The sequence below is a fragment of the Pseudobythopirellula maris genome (assembly GCF_007859945.1).
In the GTDB taxonomy this organism is placed as follows: domain Bacteria; phylum Planctomycetota; class Planctomycetia; order Pirellulales; family Lacipirellulaceae; genus Pseudobythopirellula; species Pseudobythopirellula maris.
The window spans coordinates 1949085-1966651 of sequence record NZ_SJPQ01000001.1 but is presented as its reverse complement, the minus strand read 5'-3'; the positions used below and the strand labels follow the sequence as shown (position 1 = coordinate 1966651).

Sequence of the window (17567 nt, the reverse complement as noted above, 5' to 3'; positions counted from 1 at the left end):
TGCTCCTGTCCCTTCATCTAGAAGTCGTTTTCCGATGCGCACCCTGATTCGACTAACCGCGTTCACGGTCTGTCTGCTCGCCAGCGACGCCTTCGCCGCCCTCACCGTCGCCGAGCTGCAGTGCGAGCAACTGCGCGAGGCGGTCGGCATCGACACGCCCGCACCGCGGCTCACCTGGCGGCTGGCCAGTGACGAGCGCGGCGACCGCCAGACCGCTTACCGCCTGCTCGTCGCCAGCACCGCAGAGAAGCTCGCCGCAGGCGAGGGCGACCTGTGGGACAGCGGCCGCGTGGATTCGGGCGACTCGCTCCTGATCCCCTACGCCGGCAAGCCGCTCGCCACGCACCAGGCGTGCCACTGGAAGGTGCGGGCCTGGGACGCCGCGGGCGAACCGAGCCCTTGGAGCGAGCCGGGCGAGTTCTCGATGGGCGTCATGAAGGGCGAAGACTGGCAAGCCGAGTGGATCGGCCTCGACGTGCCTAAGCGGGTGGAATACCTCGAAGGCCCCAGCTGGATCTGGCTGCCCGGCGGAGAGCCGACCAAGGCCGCCGAGCCGGGCGAGCGCTACTTCCGCCGCGAGATCGACGTGCCGTCCGACCGCGGCGCCATCACGCAGGTGACGTACCGCATCTGCGCCGACGACCGGGTGACGATCTACTACGACGGCCGCGAGATCGGCCGCCGTGGCGGGCCGAACGCCACCAAGGAGATGGACCTGACGCACCGCTTCACGCCGGGCCGTCACGTGCTTGGCGCCGCGCCCAACAACCAGGGCGACGAGCCGTCGCCCGCCGGCCTGATCGCCAAACTGATCGTCGAGTTCGCCGACGGCGAGCCGTACATCGTCATGACCGACTCGTCGTGGCGCTGCCACCCTGACCTCGTCGAGGGCTGGGCCGATCTCGACTTCGACGACTCGGCGTGGAGCGACGCCAACGAGCTGGGCGAAGCGGGCATCGAGCCGTGGGGCCCCGTGCGTCACGCCGAGGGACGCCGCCTCGCGGCGCGCCACCTCCGCAAGGAATTCACGATTGACAAGCCGATCGCCCGCGCGGTGGTTTCGCTCAGCGGGCTTGGCTCGTCGGAGCTTTACCTCAACGGCGAGAAGGTGGGCGACCACGTCCTCTCGCCCGCCATGTCGGAGTACCCCGAGCGGTCGTACTACGTGACGCACGACGTTACGGACATGCTCGCCGAGGGCAAGAACGCCGCCGGCGTGCTGCTGGGCAACGGCCGGTTCTACGCCATGCGCAGCGAGGTCTACGCCGGCATGCCGACCTACGGCTCGCCCAAGCTGCTGCTGCAACTGCGCGTCGAGCACCCGGACGGCAGCGAGTCGACGTTCGTGAGCGACCCGACGTGGAAGCTGACCGAAGAGGGGCCGATCAGGGCCAACAACGAGTACGACGGCGAGGAGTACGACGCAAGGCGCGAGCTCACCGGCTGGGCCGAGGTCGGCTACGACGACACGGCTTGGCAGAACGCCGAGCCGACCGACGCCCCGAGCAAAACGCTCTCCGCGCAGATGATCGAGCCGATCCGAGTCACGCAAACGCTTGCGGCCAAGTCGATCACCGAGCCGCGGCCGGGCGTCTACGTCGTCGATCTGGGCCAGAACATTGTCGGCTGGTGCCGGCTCCACGTGGAAGGTCCGGCCGGAACCCGAGTGCGGCTCCGCCACGCCGAGACGCTCAAGTCGGACGGCGCCCCGAAGTTCGACAACCTCCGCGGCGCCAAAGCGACCGACTACTACACGCTGAGGGGCGACGGCCGCGAAGTTTATGAGCCACGGTTCACCTACCACGGCTTCCGTTTTGTCGAGCTGACCGGCCTCCCCACGCCGCCGACGCTTCAGACCGTCGAGGGCCGCGTGGTCCACGACGACCTCACGCCGGTCGGCCGCTTCGAGTGCTCGAGCGATCTCCTCAACCAGGTCCACGAGAACATCCGCTGGGGGCTGCGGGGCAACTACCGGAGTGTGCCGACCGACTGCCCGCAACGCGACGAGAGGCAGGCGTGGCTGGGCGACCGGATCGAGATCGCCCGCGGCGAGACCTACCTGTTCGACGCCGCCGCGTTCTACTCAAAATGGCTCCGCGACATCCGCGACTGCCAGCGCGACGACGGCGCGGTGCCGAACATCGCGCCCGGGCATTGGCCCAACTATTCGACCAACGTGGTCTGGCCGAGCGCGTCGGTGTTTTTGCCCGGCATGCTCTTCTCGCAATACGGCGACGCCCGCACGCTCGAGCAGCACTACGCCAGCATGGCGCGTTGGATCGATTTCATCCACGGCTACGTGCGTGACGACGGCCTCATCGACCGCGACAACTACGGCGATTGGTGCGTGCCGCCCGAAGACCCGCTGCTGATCCATTCCGTCGACCCGGCGCGCAAGACCGACACAACCCTCTTGGCCTCCAGCTTCCTGTGCTACGACCTGAAGACCATGGGCATGTACGCTTGGGGACTCCGCAAGCAAGACGATCAACGGCGCTACTTCCGTATGAGCGAGGAGATGTCCGACGCCATCAACGGCAAGTATTACAACGAGAAACTCGGCCAGTACGACAACGGCACGCAAACCTCCTCGGTGCTGCCGCTCTACTTCGGGATCGCCCCTCAAGCCGACCGCGACAAGGTCTTCCGGCGTCTGGTGACGAACATCGAAGAGAAGACCCACGGCCACATCGGCACGGGCTTGGTCGGCGGGCAGTTCCTGTTCCGCACGCTCAATGATCACGGCCGCGCCGACCTGGCGCTGGAGATCGCCACCCAGAGCGAGTACCCCGGCTGGGGCTACATGATCTCGCAAGGCGCCACGACGATCTGGGAGCTCTGGAACGGCGACACCGCCGACCCGGCGATGAACTCGGGCAACCACGCCATGCTGATCGGCGACCTGCTCACCTGGATGTACGAAGACCTGGCGGGGATCGCCCCCGACGTCTTTCGGCCCGGGTTCCAATCGGTCAAGATGACGCCGCAGATCGTTGAGGGCCTCGACTTCGTGAAAGCCGCCCACCTCTCGCCGCTGGGGTGGATCGAGAGCGAGTGGCGCCGCGATGGTGACGCCCTCGAGTGGCGCGTTGTGGTGCCGACCAATGCGACGGCCGAGCTGCGCATCCCGGTCAGCGACCTCTCGACCGTCACCGAATCGGGCGCCGAGCTGACCAAAGCGCCCGGCGTCGCATACATCGGGTCGGAAGCGGGCCGGGTGATCGTTGAAGTGGGGGGCGGGGAGTACCGGTTCCGGGTGGAGTGAGCGCCGCACATCCGAGTCGCTTTTCGCACACCCCGTCGAAGGGTGTGACGACCAACGGAACAGGATTATACGCTAGTGCCTGACGCAGCTGGATTCGCCGCTAGCTATCCAAGGACGACGCCTCCTGTTTGGGATCTGCAAGCCGCTCGGGTAAGATTCCAGTCTGACAAGCCGTCACGCTTTCAAACATAGGATGTTGACTGTGAAATTGCTAAGTAGCTCCATAATAGTACTGGCAGGTGCTGTCATCATCTCAGGCAGCCTCCAGGGCTCATCAGGTGACGCGCGGTTTTTTGGGGTAAGTGTTGGCTTCTTAGTCGGCCTTATGGGGCTGGGCGGATGGTTCGGCTGCTTGTTTTCCCGAGGTGGGCAAGAAGGCGCCAACCAGCGTTAACCGCGTAAGGTCGTAGGCCGGATCGAGCGGCGAGTCGGGACCGCCACACCGCCTGGCGTCACGCCGCGCTGCTCCGGCAATGATTGGCGGCGTCGCCGGAACGGCGCGGCGGCAAAACCGATTCGCAGTCAGAATCGTTTCCGCCGCTTGGTCCGGCCTACGTTCTTTGGTCGGAAACAAGACCGCCTAACATGATGGCCGATAGCGCTGAAATCACGTTGATACGTCATGGAGAGTCGGCGCTGCCGCTAAATGGGAGCATGACGCTACCTGAGTTTCGCATTTTGATTGAAACGTACAATCGAACCGGGATCTCCGAGGATTCTCACCCTGACGCATCGGTTCTAGAGCTTGGCGATACAGCCTCCAAAGTCATCTGCAGTGACTATCCGCGGGCACTGGAGTCGGCGCACCGAATTGCTCCATCTGTGACTCCGGATTCCATACCGCTTCTTCGTGAAGCCGGTCGTCCACTGTCATGGAACGTTCGTGTGCGGCTGCCACTGGAAGCGTGGGACGGAATCTCAAGAGTCTTGTGGAGACTCGGTCTGTTTCAATCGGATGAGTCGCTACCGCAAGCGAGGAAAAGAGCGACACGTGCTACCGATGTACTAATCGATGCAGCATCTGCGCACGGTCGAGTAATCGCAGTCGGCCACGGAATGTTCTGGCGAATGGTCGCAGATGAGTTACTCAGGCGAGGATACTTAGGACGGAAGCGGCTGCAACTACGGCACTGGGAAGCGGCGAGCTATCGCCTTGCGAGGTGATGGCACGTATTTGTATGGCGTTTACTACTTATTCGGACGCTGATTGCTGAGCCGCCCGCTAAGTACAAAGGTGTGACCACCTGGGGCACGAAGTACTTTCCCGTTTCCGGCTGTTATCGGGAAAGTTTGGCTCTCTAAGGGCCGTAAATTCGTGGGCTTTAATGCGTGCCGAAGCTTTCACCCCTCCGGGGCTCTACTCCACCCGCGCGTCGAGCGTCACCAGCCCGTTGAACCGGTCGACGCCGCGGCCGCCGGCCCACGCCACGCCGCGCAGCAGCAGCGTGCGGAACAGCGGGTCGTCGAACGTCCAGGCGTAGTGCCCCGGCACGGAGACGAACACCCGCCCGCGGCCGCGCCGCACGGTCCAGAACTGCGGCGTCGGCTCGCCGTCCTCGGTCGACGTGCCTAGCAGGTCGAGCTTCTCGGGGTCACCCGTGAGTTTCCAGTACGCCTCGTCGGTCCAGCGGACCCGGTCGAAGTTGCGTGCGATCGGGTGGTCCTTGCCGGGCGCGAAGTCGATGTCGAGCAGGCCGTGGCGGTAGCGGATCGCGCCGCCGAGAGACGCCATGCCGATCCGCTCGGCGAACGCCTCCTGGCCGCCGCGGCCGTCGATCGCCCAGTGGATGTAGACCAGCCCGCGACCGCGGGCGAGGTGGGGGTCGATCGCCGCCGCACGGGCCTCGTCCCACCGCCCGCGCTGGTAAAAGACGATGACATCCGAGGCCTCGATCTGCTCCGCATCGGGGAATCCCCACGCCGTGTCGACTTCGGTCCTCGGCGCCCGGGCCAGCAGCCGGGCCCACACCTCTTGCCAGTTGGGGTAGTCGTGCTCCCCGGGGCCATGGTCCTTCTCACCCGCGACGAGCAGCACCCGCAGCGGCGCCTCCGGCTCGGCCGCTGGGTCGCTGGCGCCCTCGAGCAGCCGATCGACCTCGGCCGTCGTGCGCGGCGGCGGGACCGCGTCGCGCGTCGAGTAGACCGGCATGCGGAACGACGGCTCCTGGGCACGGCACGCAGCCGAGGGCGTCAGCCACACCGCCGTCAGCACGGAGAGAACCATCCCAAGCGAGACGACGGGGCGAGCGGGCATCGAGGGGTCCAACCAGCGGGTGAGAAGAGGCCCAGAAAACAGGCCCGTATTATACGCTCGCGCTTCTGTTGTATGGAGGCTGGAGGAATGGCGTTCGATCGGTGGGGATCACGGCAGTCGGGTCATTGACGACCCAACCTGGTCGCCATGCCCCTAGCTCTGCGGCCATCGGAGGAGACAAGGCTAGAGGACGCGGCAAAACTAGTCGCCACCGATTGCCCGCTACGCGCGAAGCCTCTGCCATGCGGGCGTATTGTCGCTCGTGGTCGTAGGCTGGCGCGCTGTTTGCTCAGTACCAGCCAGGCACTGGGAAACGCCGCTTATTCTCTGTGGCATCTCCCGGTCGCAATCAAAAAAACTCTTTGGAGTGACAGTCATGCTGGTATCGATCCCCACGATCGACGACATCAACGAACTCACCGGGCCCCCTTCAACACCGGCGGTCTCTCTCTACATGCCGACCCACCGCACCGGGAGGGAAACACGACAAGACCCGATCCGACTGAAGAACCTGCTAAAGCAAGTCGAGTCCAAGCTCGATGCCCGCGGGCACAACGGACAGCAGAGCAGCGACTTGCTCGCGCCCCTGCGGGAGATCTCCGAGGACGTGAGCGACCAATTCTGGAGGAACGGCGGCGACGGCCTAGTGATCTTGCTCAGCGACGGGGTGAGCAAGTGCCACAAGCTGCCGATCGATGTGCCCGAGACCACGCTGGTGTCGGACCATTTCTTCCTCAACCCGCTGCTGAAGTACCTGCAGGGCGACGGCCTGTTCTACCTGCTGGCGGTGAGCCAGAACCGGCTGCGGCTGTTCAGCGGCACCAAGCATTCGCTCTCGGAGGTCGAGCTGGAGTCGTTGCCCGACAACCTGCGTGACGCGCTGCGTATCGACGAGCGTGAGAGCACGCTCCAGTTCCACTCGCACCGCAGCGCCTCTGAGCAACAAGGCGCCGCGGTCTACCACGGCCACGGCGGCGGGGAGGGCGAGGATCGCAAGCAAGAGATCCTCCAATACTTCCAGCGCATCGACCACGCTCTCACCCCGTTCTTGCGAGCTCAGAAAGCACCGCTGGTTTTTGCGGGGGTCGACTACCTGTTCCCGATCTTCCAGCAGGCTTGCGACTACTCGGGCCTCATGGAGCAAGCGGTCGTGGGCAGTCCCGACGAGCTCTCCGCCGACGACCTCCACCCCAAGGCGTGGGAGCTGGTCCAGCCGCGGTTCGAGGCGACCGTGCGCGAGGCGATCGACAAGCACGGGATCGCTTCGGCGCGAGGCCAGTCGACCGAGGACCTGGAGCAAATCGTCACGGCGGCCGAGCGTGGCCAGATCGACACCCTGCTGGTCGTGGACCGCGTGGCCGACCACCACCCGCAGCCGGAGCAGGCGCCTCCCGATAGCGCGCGCCCCGACTGGCTTTCGCCTAAGGTGCTCGAGGCTCTCTCGCTGGCTGCGGTGCGAACGCTCAGCCACGGCGGCAAGGTCTACTTGCTCAGCGAAGACGAGCTGCCCTGCAACCGTGAGGCGACCGCTATCCTGCGGTACTGAATCGATTGACCAAGGCGATTAACAAAAAACGGGCGGGGGCGGATCGTTCCGCCCCCGCCCGTGCTGTTTTATGCCTGTGCAGGAATATCGCCGAAGAGGCGAATCACGCCCGACGGCGCCCGCAAGCCAAGCAACCGCCTGCCGCGAGGGCCAGCAGCAGGGTCGCGGGCTCCGGGACGGCAACGGAGGGAGGCGTGATGCTCATGCCGAAGTTCTCGACCCACTTGTCGTAGTCGCCGTCGTCGATGACGCCGTTGTTGTTGCCGTCGGCCCCGGTGCCGGCCACGACGCTGTCGCCGCGCGTGTCGCGCCACACGGTGAAGTCGGCCGCGTCGACCACGTTGTTGCCGTTGTAGTCGCCCACGAGCACGTCCGGGATCTCAAACTCTTCAACAATCACGTTGTCGAACAAGCCGAAGGAGTAAGGCGTTAAATCGATTCCTGCACCAAAATCATAATCGAGGGTCGATCTGAATCGGTCGCGGTAGACGAGCGAGATGTTCCCCTCAAGCGTGGTGATGAGTTTCGTGTCGATCGTTTCGCGATCAACATAGGTGTTGTCGAGCGTGAAGGTACCGATGTCAGCGGTCACATCCGTCTCGGCGTCGGTCGCCTGCACAAAGGCCGTGCCGGCGTCGGTGTCGACGGTGTACTTGAACGTGACCCAGCGGAATCCGATCGTCCCGTCCGCGAGCGTGCCCGATTGGTCGAGGCCGTTGGTCGGGACCGGGGGATTGGGGTCCGTTTGCGCCGCGGGCGCTGTCTTGCCGGGGAAGATCGGGCCGAGATAGTCGTTGGCGTTGGCGTTGGCGTGGGGCAACTCGGGGGCGTAGAGATCGTTGACTTCGGTCTCGGGATCAATGTGCGTGCTGAACGCCTGTGCCTCGTCGTGGGCGTACAGCCGCCAGTCGGCGCTATCGCCCCCCTCGCCCGTGACGAGCAGGCTGGCGCCCGACAGAGGAGTGGTGCTTGTGTTGTCGAACCCGACAGCACCGCCGCCCATCTCGGTCGAGCCCGAGCCGCCGAGCGGGAAGGGGCCAATGCAGTTCATCCAGAGATCGAACTGGTAGGTGTACTTCCCGCTGAAACTCATGCCAGTGGGGAAAGCGGCCACTGAGTTGATCCTTTCTAAGTCACGGTTGACGATCATTTGCAGGCCGCTGGTCGCGCCGTCGCCAGGCTTGGTGTTGGGCGCTTCGGGGATGCCGAACGTGCTGTAGTCAAAGCCGAAGGTTGCGAAGTTGTCGCTTGGGTCGTCTTCGTGCACCAGGCTCCAGCCGGCGCCGGACGAAAGGTCGTTCTCGAACAGCACTTGGGCGCTGGCGCCGAGCGGCAGGGCCGCAACGAGCGTGGCGAGCAGAAGAAGGGGGGCGGTCTTCATCGGGGGGCTCTCGTGGTGAGGGGCGGGCGAATCGCTTACCGGCGGAAACGCTTGGTTGTGGCCCAACCGGTTACTGATGGGCGGCTAAGGACACGCAGCGGTTTGGTCGCGAGCCTCGGGGGCGTCGCTCGGACAAACCTGCATCGCGGTATCTACTCGATTCGATGCTAGCGAGCGAGTGGCCGACATGCGAGCAATCCGCAAGAAAGTTCGACTAAAATGCTTTATACCGCACCGAGAATCGCATTACGCACTTCCAATTGCGCAGAAGGCACGACACAAGTGCGCATAACGGCGGGGGCCATCGCCAATGCTCGACAGTCTCTGCAACTTCTTAAGGTCGTTCGCGCTGGATAGAGACGCTATCAGTCCTTCGAGGAACCTGAACGGAACGACTCGCCCTTACGCAAATCGCCAGAACGTTCTGTGCGTCTTTCACACGGAATTCGGCTCCGTAACAGTCGTGCTGGGCGACCCCGGCTAGCAACTCAATAGAAGGCGTCGCCCATCGCAGGCGGGGCAGTTCGACGCTTCGTTGTCGCGAACTCGCTATCGAGCAGCGACCTCCCACCCTGTGGAAACCGCTGCTCTGATCCGCTTGTCCCGCCTCACGGCTACGCGGCCGTACTAATGGGCCGTGCTATTGGGCCGCGTGGACGGCGAACTCGTACGAGCCCGAGTCGATCTCGTAGACCGCCCGGCCCTCTTCGTGGCCGATGAACCTGACGTGCTCGCCGTTCTCCACAGGCGCGCCGCGTTCGGTCACGGTGTCGTCGGGGCTCGCCGGCAGGTAGATCGTGGCCGTGGTGTTCGCCGGCACACGGGCCTCGAGCCGGAATCCGCTCTCGGTGTCTTCCCAGCGGACACGGATCGGGCCGCGGATCGACTGGTGCGTTGCCTCGGCCCACTCCAAGTCGCCCGGCGGGTTGGGGCGGATCGTGATCCGCTTGTAGCCGGGGCCCTCGGGGTCGCTCGCGATGCCGACTAGGTCCTTGTAGAACCACTCGGTGACGTGCCCCAGCATGAAGTGGTTGTGCGACGCCTTGTGGTTGGCGTCCCACGCCTCAGTGAGGCTCGTGGCGCCCTGCTTGAGCATGTAGCCGTAGCCGGGCCGCTCGTCTTGGTTGATCATCTGGTAGACGACGTCCGACCGGCCGCCGTCGGCGAGCGCTTGCAGCAGGTAGCGGAAGCCGACGTCGCCGGCGGTCATCGCGTAGCCGCGATCGCGCACGTCGTCCACCAGCGCCGCGAAGCACTTCTCACGGTCTTCCTCCTCGGCGAGCCCCATCCACAGCGCGATGGCGTTCGAGCACTGCGAGCCGGTGGCGTACGTGCCGTCGTCGTTGCGGTACTCGTCGAGCCAGGTCTGACGGACCTCGGCGGCTTTCTCCGTGTACGTGGCGGCGTCTTGCTCCTCGTCGATCAGCTCGGCGATCTGGGCGAGGATCTTGGCGTCGTAGTAGTAGAACGCCGTGGCGGTTATCGGCGGCTGCGTGAGCTGGGCGTGGCCGGGGCGTTCGGCCGGGCCGAGGTCGTACCAGTCGCCCAGACCCTCGGAGACGACGCCGTCCACCGCCTTCGACTCGATGTAGGCGAAGTAGTCTTTCATCACATCGTAGTAGTCGCGGAGCAGTTGGTCGTCGCCCGTGGCTTGGTAGTGCTGCCAGGGGACCAAGATCGCCGCGGCGCCCCACTCGGCGGCGGCCTGGAACGTGCCGGGGAACTGGACGTACTCCGGGGCGATGTTCGGCACCAGGCCCGAGTCGTGCTGGGCGTCGGCCATGTCACGCATGCCTTTGATGAACATCCGCGAGGCGTCGAACTCGTACCGCACGCCGGGGCCGTTGAGGTGGTACTGCTCGAGCCAGCCGAGCTTCTCGCGGTGGGGGCAGTCGGTGAGCACCGACACGAGGTTCGACCGCTGGGCCCAGAGGACCAGAGTGCGGATGCGGCCCATCAGCTCGTTGGCGGTAGCGAACTCGGCGGTCCGCTCGCTCGTGGTGTGCACCACCACGCCCTCGAGCTTGTCGAGCGAGGGGAGGGCGCCCCCCTCCTCGGCCGGCAGCTTGTCGACTTGCAGGTAGCGGCAGCCGGCGTAGAAGAACTTGGGGAAGTACGTTTCTGGCTGGTCGGTCGCCTTGGTGTACTGCCAGTAGGCGGGCCCGCGGTTGCCGCCGCAGGTGCGGCGGTTGATCGAGCCGTCCGGGTGGACCACCTCGGCGTGGGTGAGCCGTACCGTGCTGCCGGCAGTGCCGCTGACCGTGAGGCGTGGCATGTAGCTGGCGTTCTGGCCGAGATCGACGACGTCTTGCGAGTCGCTCATCCGTCGGGTGGCGACCGGCGCGATCGACTCGATGGCGGCGATCTTCGGCGCGCTGCTCGCAAGGCCGCGGAGCGTGCCGCCGGGACGGACCAGGAGCACAGCGTGGTCCCAGTGCTTGTCGTCAAAGCCGGCCGTGTCCCAGCCCTTCTCGAGCCGTCGGGCGTCGTAGTCCTCGCCGCCGAAGATGTCGTTGAACGTGATCGGCCCGGGGGAGACGGTCCACGTCTCATCGGTGGCGGCGACCACTTCCTTCGTGCCGTCCTCGTACTCGAGCTCGATCTGCATGATCGCCCGCTGCGGGCCGAAGGTGCCCTGGAACTTGCTGAAGCGGTTGCGGCGTTCGGTGTGGTACATGCCGTCGCCCAGCACGAGCCCGACGGCGTTCTCGCCCTCGACGAGCAGCGGCGTGACGTCGTGCGTCTCGTAGAGCGCGGTGCGGTTGTAGCGCGTCCAGCCGGGCGAGAGCAGGGCGTCGCCCGACTTCTCGCCGTTGAGCGTCATCTCGAACTGCCCCAGCCCGCTGACGTGGGCCGTGGCCCGTTTCAGCCCCGAGCGGACCTTGAAGCCTTTGCGCATCAGCACCGACTCGGTCTGCCACGGGGCAACAATCCACTCGCCGCGCCAGTCGTCGGAGTCCACAACGCCCATGGTCCAGGTCGCCGGCTCGCTCCAGCTGGAGGGCTGCTCCTGGGCGTCCCAGCTCCGGGCCTTCCACCACACCTTCTGCGAAGTCGCAAGCTTATCGCCCTCATACGGGACCAGGACCGTCTGGTCGCTCTCCACTCGGCCGGAGTCCCACAGGTCGCCCTCGTCGCGGGCGAGCCGCTCGGCGCTCGAAGACACGAGCACCTGATAGGCGGTCTGCCGCTCGCCGCGCTCGTCGCTCGCCACGTTCCACGTGAGCCGCGGCCGCTCGACGTCGACCCCCAACGGGTCGGCGGCGTACTCGCAGCGCAGCCGCTCGACGCGGTACTCGGCCAGCGTCGGCAGCGGGAGCAAGGCGAGGGTGGCGGCCGCTAGGAGAATGCTACGCATGCGTTACTCGGTTCTTGGTGGTAGACCACGGATCACACGGAGGACGATGGCCACGAGAAAGCACGAAGAAGCACGAAAATGGGAGAACACTAATCGACGCTAATCTCCGCTCATAGAAGAAGATCAGCCCTCTTGGATGAGTGGCGACTAGTGCTGATTAGTGTTCCGTTTCTCGTGCCTCTTCGTGCCTTCTCGTGGCGATTGATAATCCGTGCGATCCGTGTCATCCGTGGTTAAAACTTCGCAGCTCAGCCCTCGCGGCTGAGCGTGCCGCAGAGGTTCACCTTCATCCCCAAGGCCTCGGCCATCGCGGCCTTCACCCGGAGCGACTTGGTGGCGGCCTCGGCGTCCGTTCCGTAATAGACCTGCACGTGGTTCGCCTTGTGCTGGGCCATCAGCTGATCACGCGACACGCCGTAGAGCACGGCGTGCATGATCGGCCACTCGGGGGTGGTCGACCGCCAGCGGCGCTCGGTCTCTTCGCGCGGCAGCTCCACGACGCCGCCGCGGCCGATGTCCATCGCCAGCGAGTCGCCGTCGAGGTAAATCCGTGACCAGACGATCTCGCCCGGCTTGGAGATGCCCCGCAGCGTGCTGCCGCCGTTGGGGAAGTACATGGCCGGTTGGCGGAATCCCTCGGCGCCCGACCAGCCGCCGATGAAGTGCTCGGGGGGCGCCGAGCCGCTGATCTCGAAGACCCACACGTAGTCGTCCGTCGTGCCCGAGCGGTCGGGGTCGCCCCAGCGGACGTCGTGCAGCGTGTTCTCCACCGGCTGGCCGAGGGCCTTCTGTACGCGATTGGTGATCAAACCGTCGAGCCCGGCGCACTCGTCCACTTCGTTGAAGTGGGTCACGGGCTCGCCTTCGTAGAGCGTGCGCGAGCCGTCGCGGCTTTTGACCGGCGGCCGATCACTGGCGTTGAGCGTTCCCTCCACCAGGTCGCTCGCCGGGGTGAGGTCCTTGAGGCCCTGCTGGTATTGGATGCCGATCAGGTCGCAGCCGAAGTCGTCGGCCAACCTAACGGCGGCGATGTACATCTGGCACTGCTTGAGGATCTGGTCGTCGGTGAGGTGCTCTTCGTGGACGGCGCCGGTGTGGAACGTCATGCCACGCTCCTCCATCCAGGCACGCACCGCGCGGGCCTCGGCCTCGTCGGTCTGGGTGGTCTCGTAGAAGAGGGCCGACTGGCTGAGGCGTTCTTTGTACACGCCCGTGGGGTGCAACAGGTGGTCGGGGATGATGGCGTTGAACATCCCCATGCAGCCCTCGTCGAACACGCCCATGATCGCCTTCTCGTGGCGCAGCGTTTCGGCGAGTTTGGCGCCGAGGTCGCTCGACTCGGCGTCGAGGTCCGAGGCCGTCAGCGGTTTGACGTGGTCCACGGCGTGCGTGCACTCGCCCTTCTCGAGCCAAGTCTTGAACCGCGACGTGAAGTACTCGTCGGTGAAGTCTTCGCTCCAGAGCGTCGAGTAGGGCACGCCCGCCTTGGTGAGCGAGCCGTTGAGGTTCAGCATGCCGACCAGCCCGGGCCAGGTGCCGGACCAGTTGGCCACGGTGAGGATCGGTCCGCGGTGCGTGCTGAGGCCGGCCAGCACGTGGTGGCTGTATTGCCAGGCGCTCTCGGCGACGATCAGCGGGGCGTCGGGGTCGACGTTCTTGAAGACGTTCATCCCCTCGCGCTGGCTGGCGATAAAGCCGTGGCCGTCGGCGTTCACCTCGTGCGCTCGCACGAGCTCGTAGCCGGCGGCGACGACCGCCTTCTCGAGGGTCTGCTCCATCTCGTGCTGGGCGGGCCAGCACTTCACGTTCGCCGAAAGCCGTTGGTCGCCGCTGGCGATCAGTTGCACTTGCTTGGGGCCGCACTTCATGTTGTCTCGACGCCTTATGAACGGGGAATGAGAGTGTTCGATTGGGATCGCGAATGCGTCGCGGAGCGGATCAGTCTCGCTCGTCGATGAGCGGGCCGTCGGCGGCCACGCTCAGTCGATCGGCGGCGCCGGCTGCCTCGTACGCCCGGCCGACGAGCGGGAGCCCTTCGCCCCCCTCGCCGATGACACGCAACGGCCGCGGGGCGCCCAGGGCGAGCATCGCGGGCAGGTCGCCATACTTTACCGCACCGGGAAGGAATTGGGCATGACGCCAAGACCCGAGGCCCGCGAATCGGAAGCCTCCGGTGTCGATATTTAAGGCGCTCAGCCGGTCGCCCGCCACGGCCCAGGCGGCCGCGGCGTAGGGCGCCGCCCCCGCTGTGGCGGTCAGTTCGATGCGATCGGCCTCGGGCGCCAGCCGGCGGGCGGCCACGGCGAGCGTGAGCAGATCGGCCGCCCGGTGGGCCAGCAGCGGGCGGTTGTAGCCGAACGTCATCGACGCGAGCGGCTTGTCGTCGTTGAATTGCAAAGCGCGTTGCTCCTCGACCGCTCCCTGACCCAGCAGGTCGGCGGCGAGGATCGCCACCCCGCGGTCGAGCAAGCCGCGGACCTCGGGGACGAACTCGCCATTGTCTTGATAAAGGCCTGCGACGCCACGTTCGTGGGCCCAAAGAACCACGCTGCGGCAAGAGTCTTGAGGCTCAACCAGCACGGCCTCGAGCGCGGCGCCGGTCGACCGACGCAGGACGGTGAGGTGGCGCACGTTAGGGGGGGCGCGATCTTCTTGGTCGGTCTCCGTGATCCTCAGGTCGGCGGCGGTGAGATCGCCGACGGCGAGGATCGTTTCCAGCGCGCCCCCCACCACGCGGCGGTACTCAACCAGGCTCGCTTCGTCAGTCGGCGCTAAAGCGTCCAGCTGGCGATCAGTGATCGCGGCCCATGCCTTGAGCAACGCCCGCTCGTGCTCGACCCCCGACGGCGGCGCCGGGTGCTGGTCGTCCCACACGCAAAGCTCGCTGTCGCTGAGCGGACGGTAGGGGCGCTCTTCGGTCGGTCGCTCGGCGCCCAAGTCGAGGTGCTCGTTCATCCAGGCGTACATCGCCCGGCGGCTGCTGAGGTTGTAGTTGTGGCGGAACTCGGTCGCCGAGCGGAGCCGCGTGTTCGCGCTGGCGCCGAGCAGGTCATAAACGTGGCGGATCTCCGGGTAGCCGCGCGAGATCGTCTCGACCGTCCAGTCGTTGGCCGACGCCATGCCCAACGGCTTGGGGGCGAACAGCGCGGCGATCTCGGCGTTGCCGGTCCCCACACGCAGGCAGCAGGCGTTCTCGCAGCCGCAGCCCCCCTGCATCGCCGTGGAGACCATCACCACCGGGAACGCCACGTCGAGCCGCTGGTCGACGGCGCTCGCCATCAGCGTTTGCGTGCCGCCGCTGCTGCCGCCGGTGATCGCGAGCCGCTCGGAATCGACCTCGGGCAAACCGGCGAGCCAATCGAGCGCGCACCGCGAGTTGAACGTCTGCAAGCCGAGCGGTCCCTGCAAGCGCGACTCGGCCTGGGTGCTGTAGAACCCCCAGCCGCCCTCGCCGATCGCGGCGGCGATCGACTCCTCGGTAGCGGCGTGGATCTGGCGGTGCGTGAGCTGCTGCGAGTCGGCGTACCCGACCATGTCGTAGTTGAACACGACGCAGCCCATGCGGGCGAGTTGCACGCAGCGGGCCTGGATCGGGTAGCGGCCGCCGACGGGGTCCTCCTCGGCGCCGCGCTCGATCTGGTCCTTCACGCCCGCTTCGCCGAGGTCGAAGTAGCGACCGCCGCCCCAGTGGCCGTAAGGGCTCAGCACGCCGGGCCGCGGGCCGGCAAACCCCTTGGGGCGGTAGAGGCTGCCGGTGACAAAGTGCCCCGGGAAGCTCTCGAGGTAGACCTTCTCAACGGTGTAGCCGTCGCGGACGACGAGGCCGTGGGCCACGGCGTTCGGCTCCCGCCGCGGCGGAGCGGGCCACAAGCCGGCGGCGACCTGCACGCGGCGGCGGACTTCGCCCGCACGCTCGCGCCACGCCTCGGCCGTGGCGGGCGGGTCGAACCGGAAGTAATGGCGGCGGAGGTGGATTGGCGGCGCGAGGCGTTGGTCGGTGGAGCCGTCGACGGCCGGCACGGGAGCCGCGGTCGCCGTGAGAGCGATGGCCGTGGCAGCGAGAATAGAAAATCGTAACAAGAGCATGGGAGAGGGATTCACGGCGGGTTGCGCAAACTAGTCGTTGTGGGAGACGATCCAACCGAACCCTGTAACGAACGCCCTCTGTGGCGTTCCTTGCCCCTGCGGGGGAGCGTGTACCCGGGGCTCGGCACGCCACGGAGGGCGTTCCCTGCAGGGCGCCGCGGCGTCCTACGCGATGAGGTCGTGGACCACGTGCGCCTCTTTGACGCCGGTGAGCTTCTCGTCGAGGCCCTGGAACTTGTACGTGAGCCGCTTGTGGTCGAGGCCCAGCAGGTGCAGGATCGTGGCGTGCAGGTCGCGCACGTGCACGGGGTTCTCGGCCACGTTGAAGCCGAGCTCGTCGGTGCTGCCGTAGTTGAGTCCCGGCTTCACGCCGCCGCCGGCCATCCACATGGTGAAGGCGTTCGGGTGGTGGTCGCGGCCGTCGCCGTCGCCCCCTTCGACCATCGGCGTGCGGCCGAACTCGCCGCCCCAGATCACCAGCGTGTCTTCCAAGAGGCCGCGCTGCTTGAGGTCTTTCACGAGCGCGGCGGCGGCCTGGTCGGTCCGCTTGCAATTGAGCTTGAGGTCGTTCACCAGGTTGCCGTGCTGATCCCACGCCTCGTGGAAGATCTCGACGAACCGCACGCCGCGCTCCACCATGCGGCGGGCCATCAGGCAGGCGGCGCCGAACGAACGCTTGCCCGGCTCGGCGCCGTACATGTCCAACACGTGTTGCGGCTCGTGGGCGAGGTCGAGCGTCTCCGGCGCGCTCGCCTGCATGCGGTAGGCCATCTCGAACGAGTTGATGCGGGTGGCGATCTCGGGGTCGCCCACCTCGGCGAGGTGTTGCTCGTTCAGGTCGCGTATCGCGTCGAGCGAGTCGCGTTGCAAGCGGCGGTCGACCCCCTTGGGGTTCGATAGGTAGAGGACCGGGTCGCCGGCGGTGCGGAACGGCACGCCTTGGTAGGAGGTGGGCAAGTAGCCACTCCCCCAGTTGCCGAACCCGCCGCTGGGGCCCTTCTTGCCGGTGCTGAACACGACGAAGCCGGGCAAGTCTTTCGATTCGCTGCCGAGCCCGTACAGCGACCAGGCGCCCATGCTCGCCTTGCCGAATTGCTGCGAGCCGGTGCTCATGAGGATCTGGCCCGGCGCGTGGTTGAAGGCGTCGGTCTGCATCGAGCGGACGATCGCCACGTCGTCGACGATCTCGGCGAGGCCCGGCAGCAGCTCGGAGATCTCCGTGCCCGCTTGGCCGTGCTTGGCGAACTTGAACCGCGTGCCCATCAGCTTCGAATTCGGGTTGATGAACGCAGCGCGGTAGCCCTCCAGCAGCTCGGGCGGCGGGAGCGTGCCGTCGTGCTTGGAGAGCGCCGGCTTGTGGTCCAACAGGTCGATCTGGCTCGGCGCCCCCGCCATGAACAGGAAGATGACGTTCTTGGCGCGCGGCTTGAAGTGCGGAGCTTTCACGGCCAGCGGGTCGGAGAGCGACGTCGCGGCTTGCGCCTGGTTGTCGCCCACCACCGAGCCGAGTCCCAAATCGGCCAGCGCAAGAGAACCAAGACCCACGCCGCACTGCTTGAGGAACCAGCGGCGCGCGACGGTGCGGGGGTCTTCGTTGCGGTATAGGTGGTCGTGGCAGCTCATGGTTCAATGCTCACTAAGAATTCGCAGAGGCCGCAGGCCTGTCGTAATTTCCCT

General features: G+C 66.2%; 9 protein-coding genes. 3 read left to right on the top strand and 6 right to left on the bottom strand.

The genetic code is table 11. From position 1 onward, the window contains the following. Window positions 1-34: 34 nt before the first annotated feature. Together Mal64_RS07270 and Mal64_RS20425 are read left to right on the top strand one after the other, a co-directional pair. A complete protein-coding gene (locus Mal64_RS07270) occupies window positions 35-3265 on the top strand; it encodes an alpha-L-rhamnosidase (RefSeq protein ID WP_146398488.1) in 3231 nt (1076 codons plus the stop codon). Window positions 3266-3850: 585 nt separating this feature from the next. Continuing rightward, complete coding sequence (locus tag Mal64_RS20425; protein ID WP_146398486.1) at window positions 3851-4429, top strand: histidine phosphatase family protein; 579 nt, start codon at window positions 3851-3853, stop codon at window positions 4427-4429. A gap of 193 nt (window positions 4430-4622) precedes the next feature. Here the strand turns inward: Mal64_RS20425 and Mal64_RS07260 are convergent, their stop codons facing one another. Beyond that, on the bottom strand, window positions 4623-5519 hold the full coding sequence (locus Mal64_RS07260; protein ID WP_146398484.1) for a ThuA domain-containing protein: 897 nt from the start codon (window positions 5517-5519) through the stop codon (window positions 4623-4625). Between the two features lie 376 nt (window positions 5520-5895). Here Mal64_RS07260 and Mal64_RS07255 point away from each other — a divergent pair, with 376 nt between their 5' ends. Continuing rightward, window positions 5896-7065: a baeRF7 domain-containing protein gene (locus Mal64_RS07255; RefSeq protein WP_146398482.1), complete on the top strand. Its 1170-nt coding sequence runs from the start codon at window positions 5896-5898 to the stop codon at window positions 7063-7065. Window positions 7066-7168: 103 nt separating this feature from the next. Here Mal64_RS07255 and Mal64_RS07250 read toward each other — a convergent pair whose 3' ends face one another. The 5 genes from Mal64_RS07250 to Mal64_RS07230 form a co-directional block, all read right to left on the bottom strand. Next, the gene (locus tag Mal64_RS07250; protein WP_146398480.1) at window positions 7169-8446 is read right to left on the bottom strand and encodes a PEP-CTERM sorting domain-containing protein; all 1278 of its coding nucleotides are present in this window, start codon (window positions 8444-8446) and stop codon (window positions 7169-7171) included. A 640-nt stretch (window positions 8447-9086) separates the two neighbouring features. Beyond that, window positions 9087-11804 carry a family 78 glycoside hydrolase catalytic domain gene (locus Mal64_RS07245; RefSeq protein WP_146398478.1) on the bottom strand — a complete coding sequence of 906 codons (2718 nt, stop codon included), beginning with the start codon at window positions 11802-11804 and terminating at the stop codon, window positions 9087-9089. 248 nt (window positions 11805-12052) lie between these two features. Continuing rightward, entirely contained in the window at window positions 12053-13672 is a 1620-nt protein-coding gene (locus Mal64_RS07240; RefSeq protein ID WP_146398476.1) for a fucose isomerase, read from the bottom strand. A gap of 70 nt (window positions 13673-13742) precedes the next feature. Further along, window positions 13743-15890 (bottom strand): acetylxylan esterase, encoded by a 2148-nt coding sequence (locus Mal64_RS07235; protein WP_146398474.1) that lies wholly within the window; start codon window positions 15888-15890, stop codon window positions 13743-13745. Between the two features lie 165 nt (window positions 15891-16055). Next, window positions 16056-17513 (bottom strand): DUF1501 domain-containing protein, encoded by a 1458-nt coding sequence (locus tag Mal64_RS07230; RefSeq protein WP_146398472.1) that lies wholly within the window; start codon window positions 17511-17513, stop codon window positions 16056-16058. Window positions 17514-17567 lie beyond the last annotated feature (54 nt).

Coding starts and splice junctions, on each gene's coding strand:
- Mal64_RS07270 (WP_146398488.1), top strand. CDS start 35: ATGCGCACCCTGATTCGACTAACCGCGTTCACGGTCTGTCTGCTCGCC.
- Mal64_RS07240 (WP_146398476.1), bottom strand. CDS start 13,672: ATGAAGTGCGGCCCCAAGCAAGTGCAACTGATCGCCAGCGGCGACCAA.
- Mal64_RS07250 (WP_146398480.1), bottom strand. CDS start 8,446: ATGAAGACCGCCCCCCTTCTTCTGCTCGCCACGCTCGTTGCGGCCCTG.
- Mal64_RS20425 (WP_146398486.1), top strand. CDS start 3,851: ATGATGGCCGATAGCGCTGAAATCACGTTGATACGTCATGGAGAGTCG.
- Mal64_RS07230 (WP_146398472.1), bottom strand. CDS start 17,513: ATGAGCTGCCACGACCACCTATACCGCAACGAAGACCCCCGCACCGTC.
- Mal64_RS07235 (WP_146398474.1), bottom strand. CDS start 15,890: ATGCTCTTGTTACGATTTTCTATTCTCGCTGCCACGGCCATCGCTCTC.
- Mal64_RS07260 (WP_146398484.1), bottom strand. CDS start 5,519: ATGCCCGCTCGCCCCGTCGTCTCGCTTGGGATGGTTCTCTCCGTGCTG.
- Mal64_RS07245 (WP_146398478.1), bottom strand. CDS start 11,804: ATGCGTAGCATTCTCCTAGCGGCCGCCACCCTCGCCTTGCTCCCGCTG.
- Mal64_RS07255 (WP_146398482.1), top strand. CDS start 5,896: ATGCTGGTATCGATCCCCACGATCGACGACATCAACGAACTCACCGGG.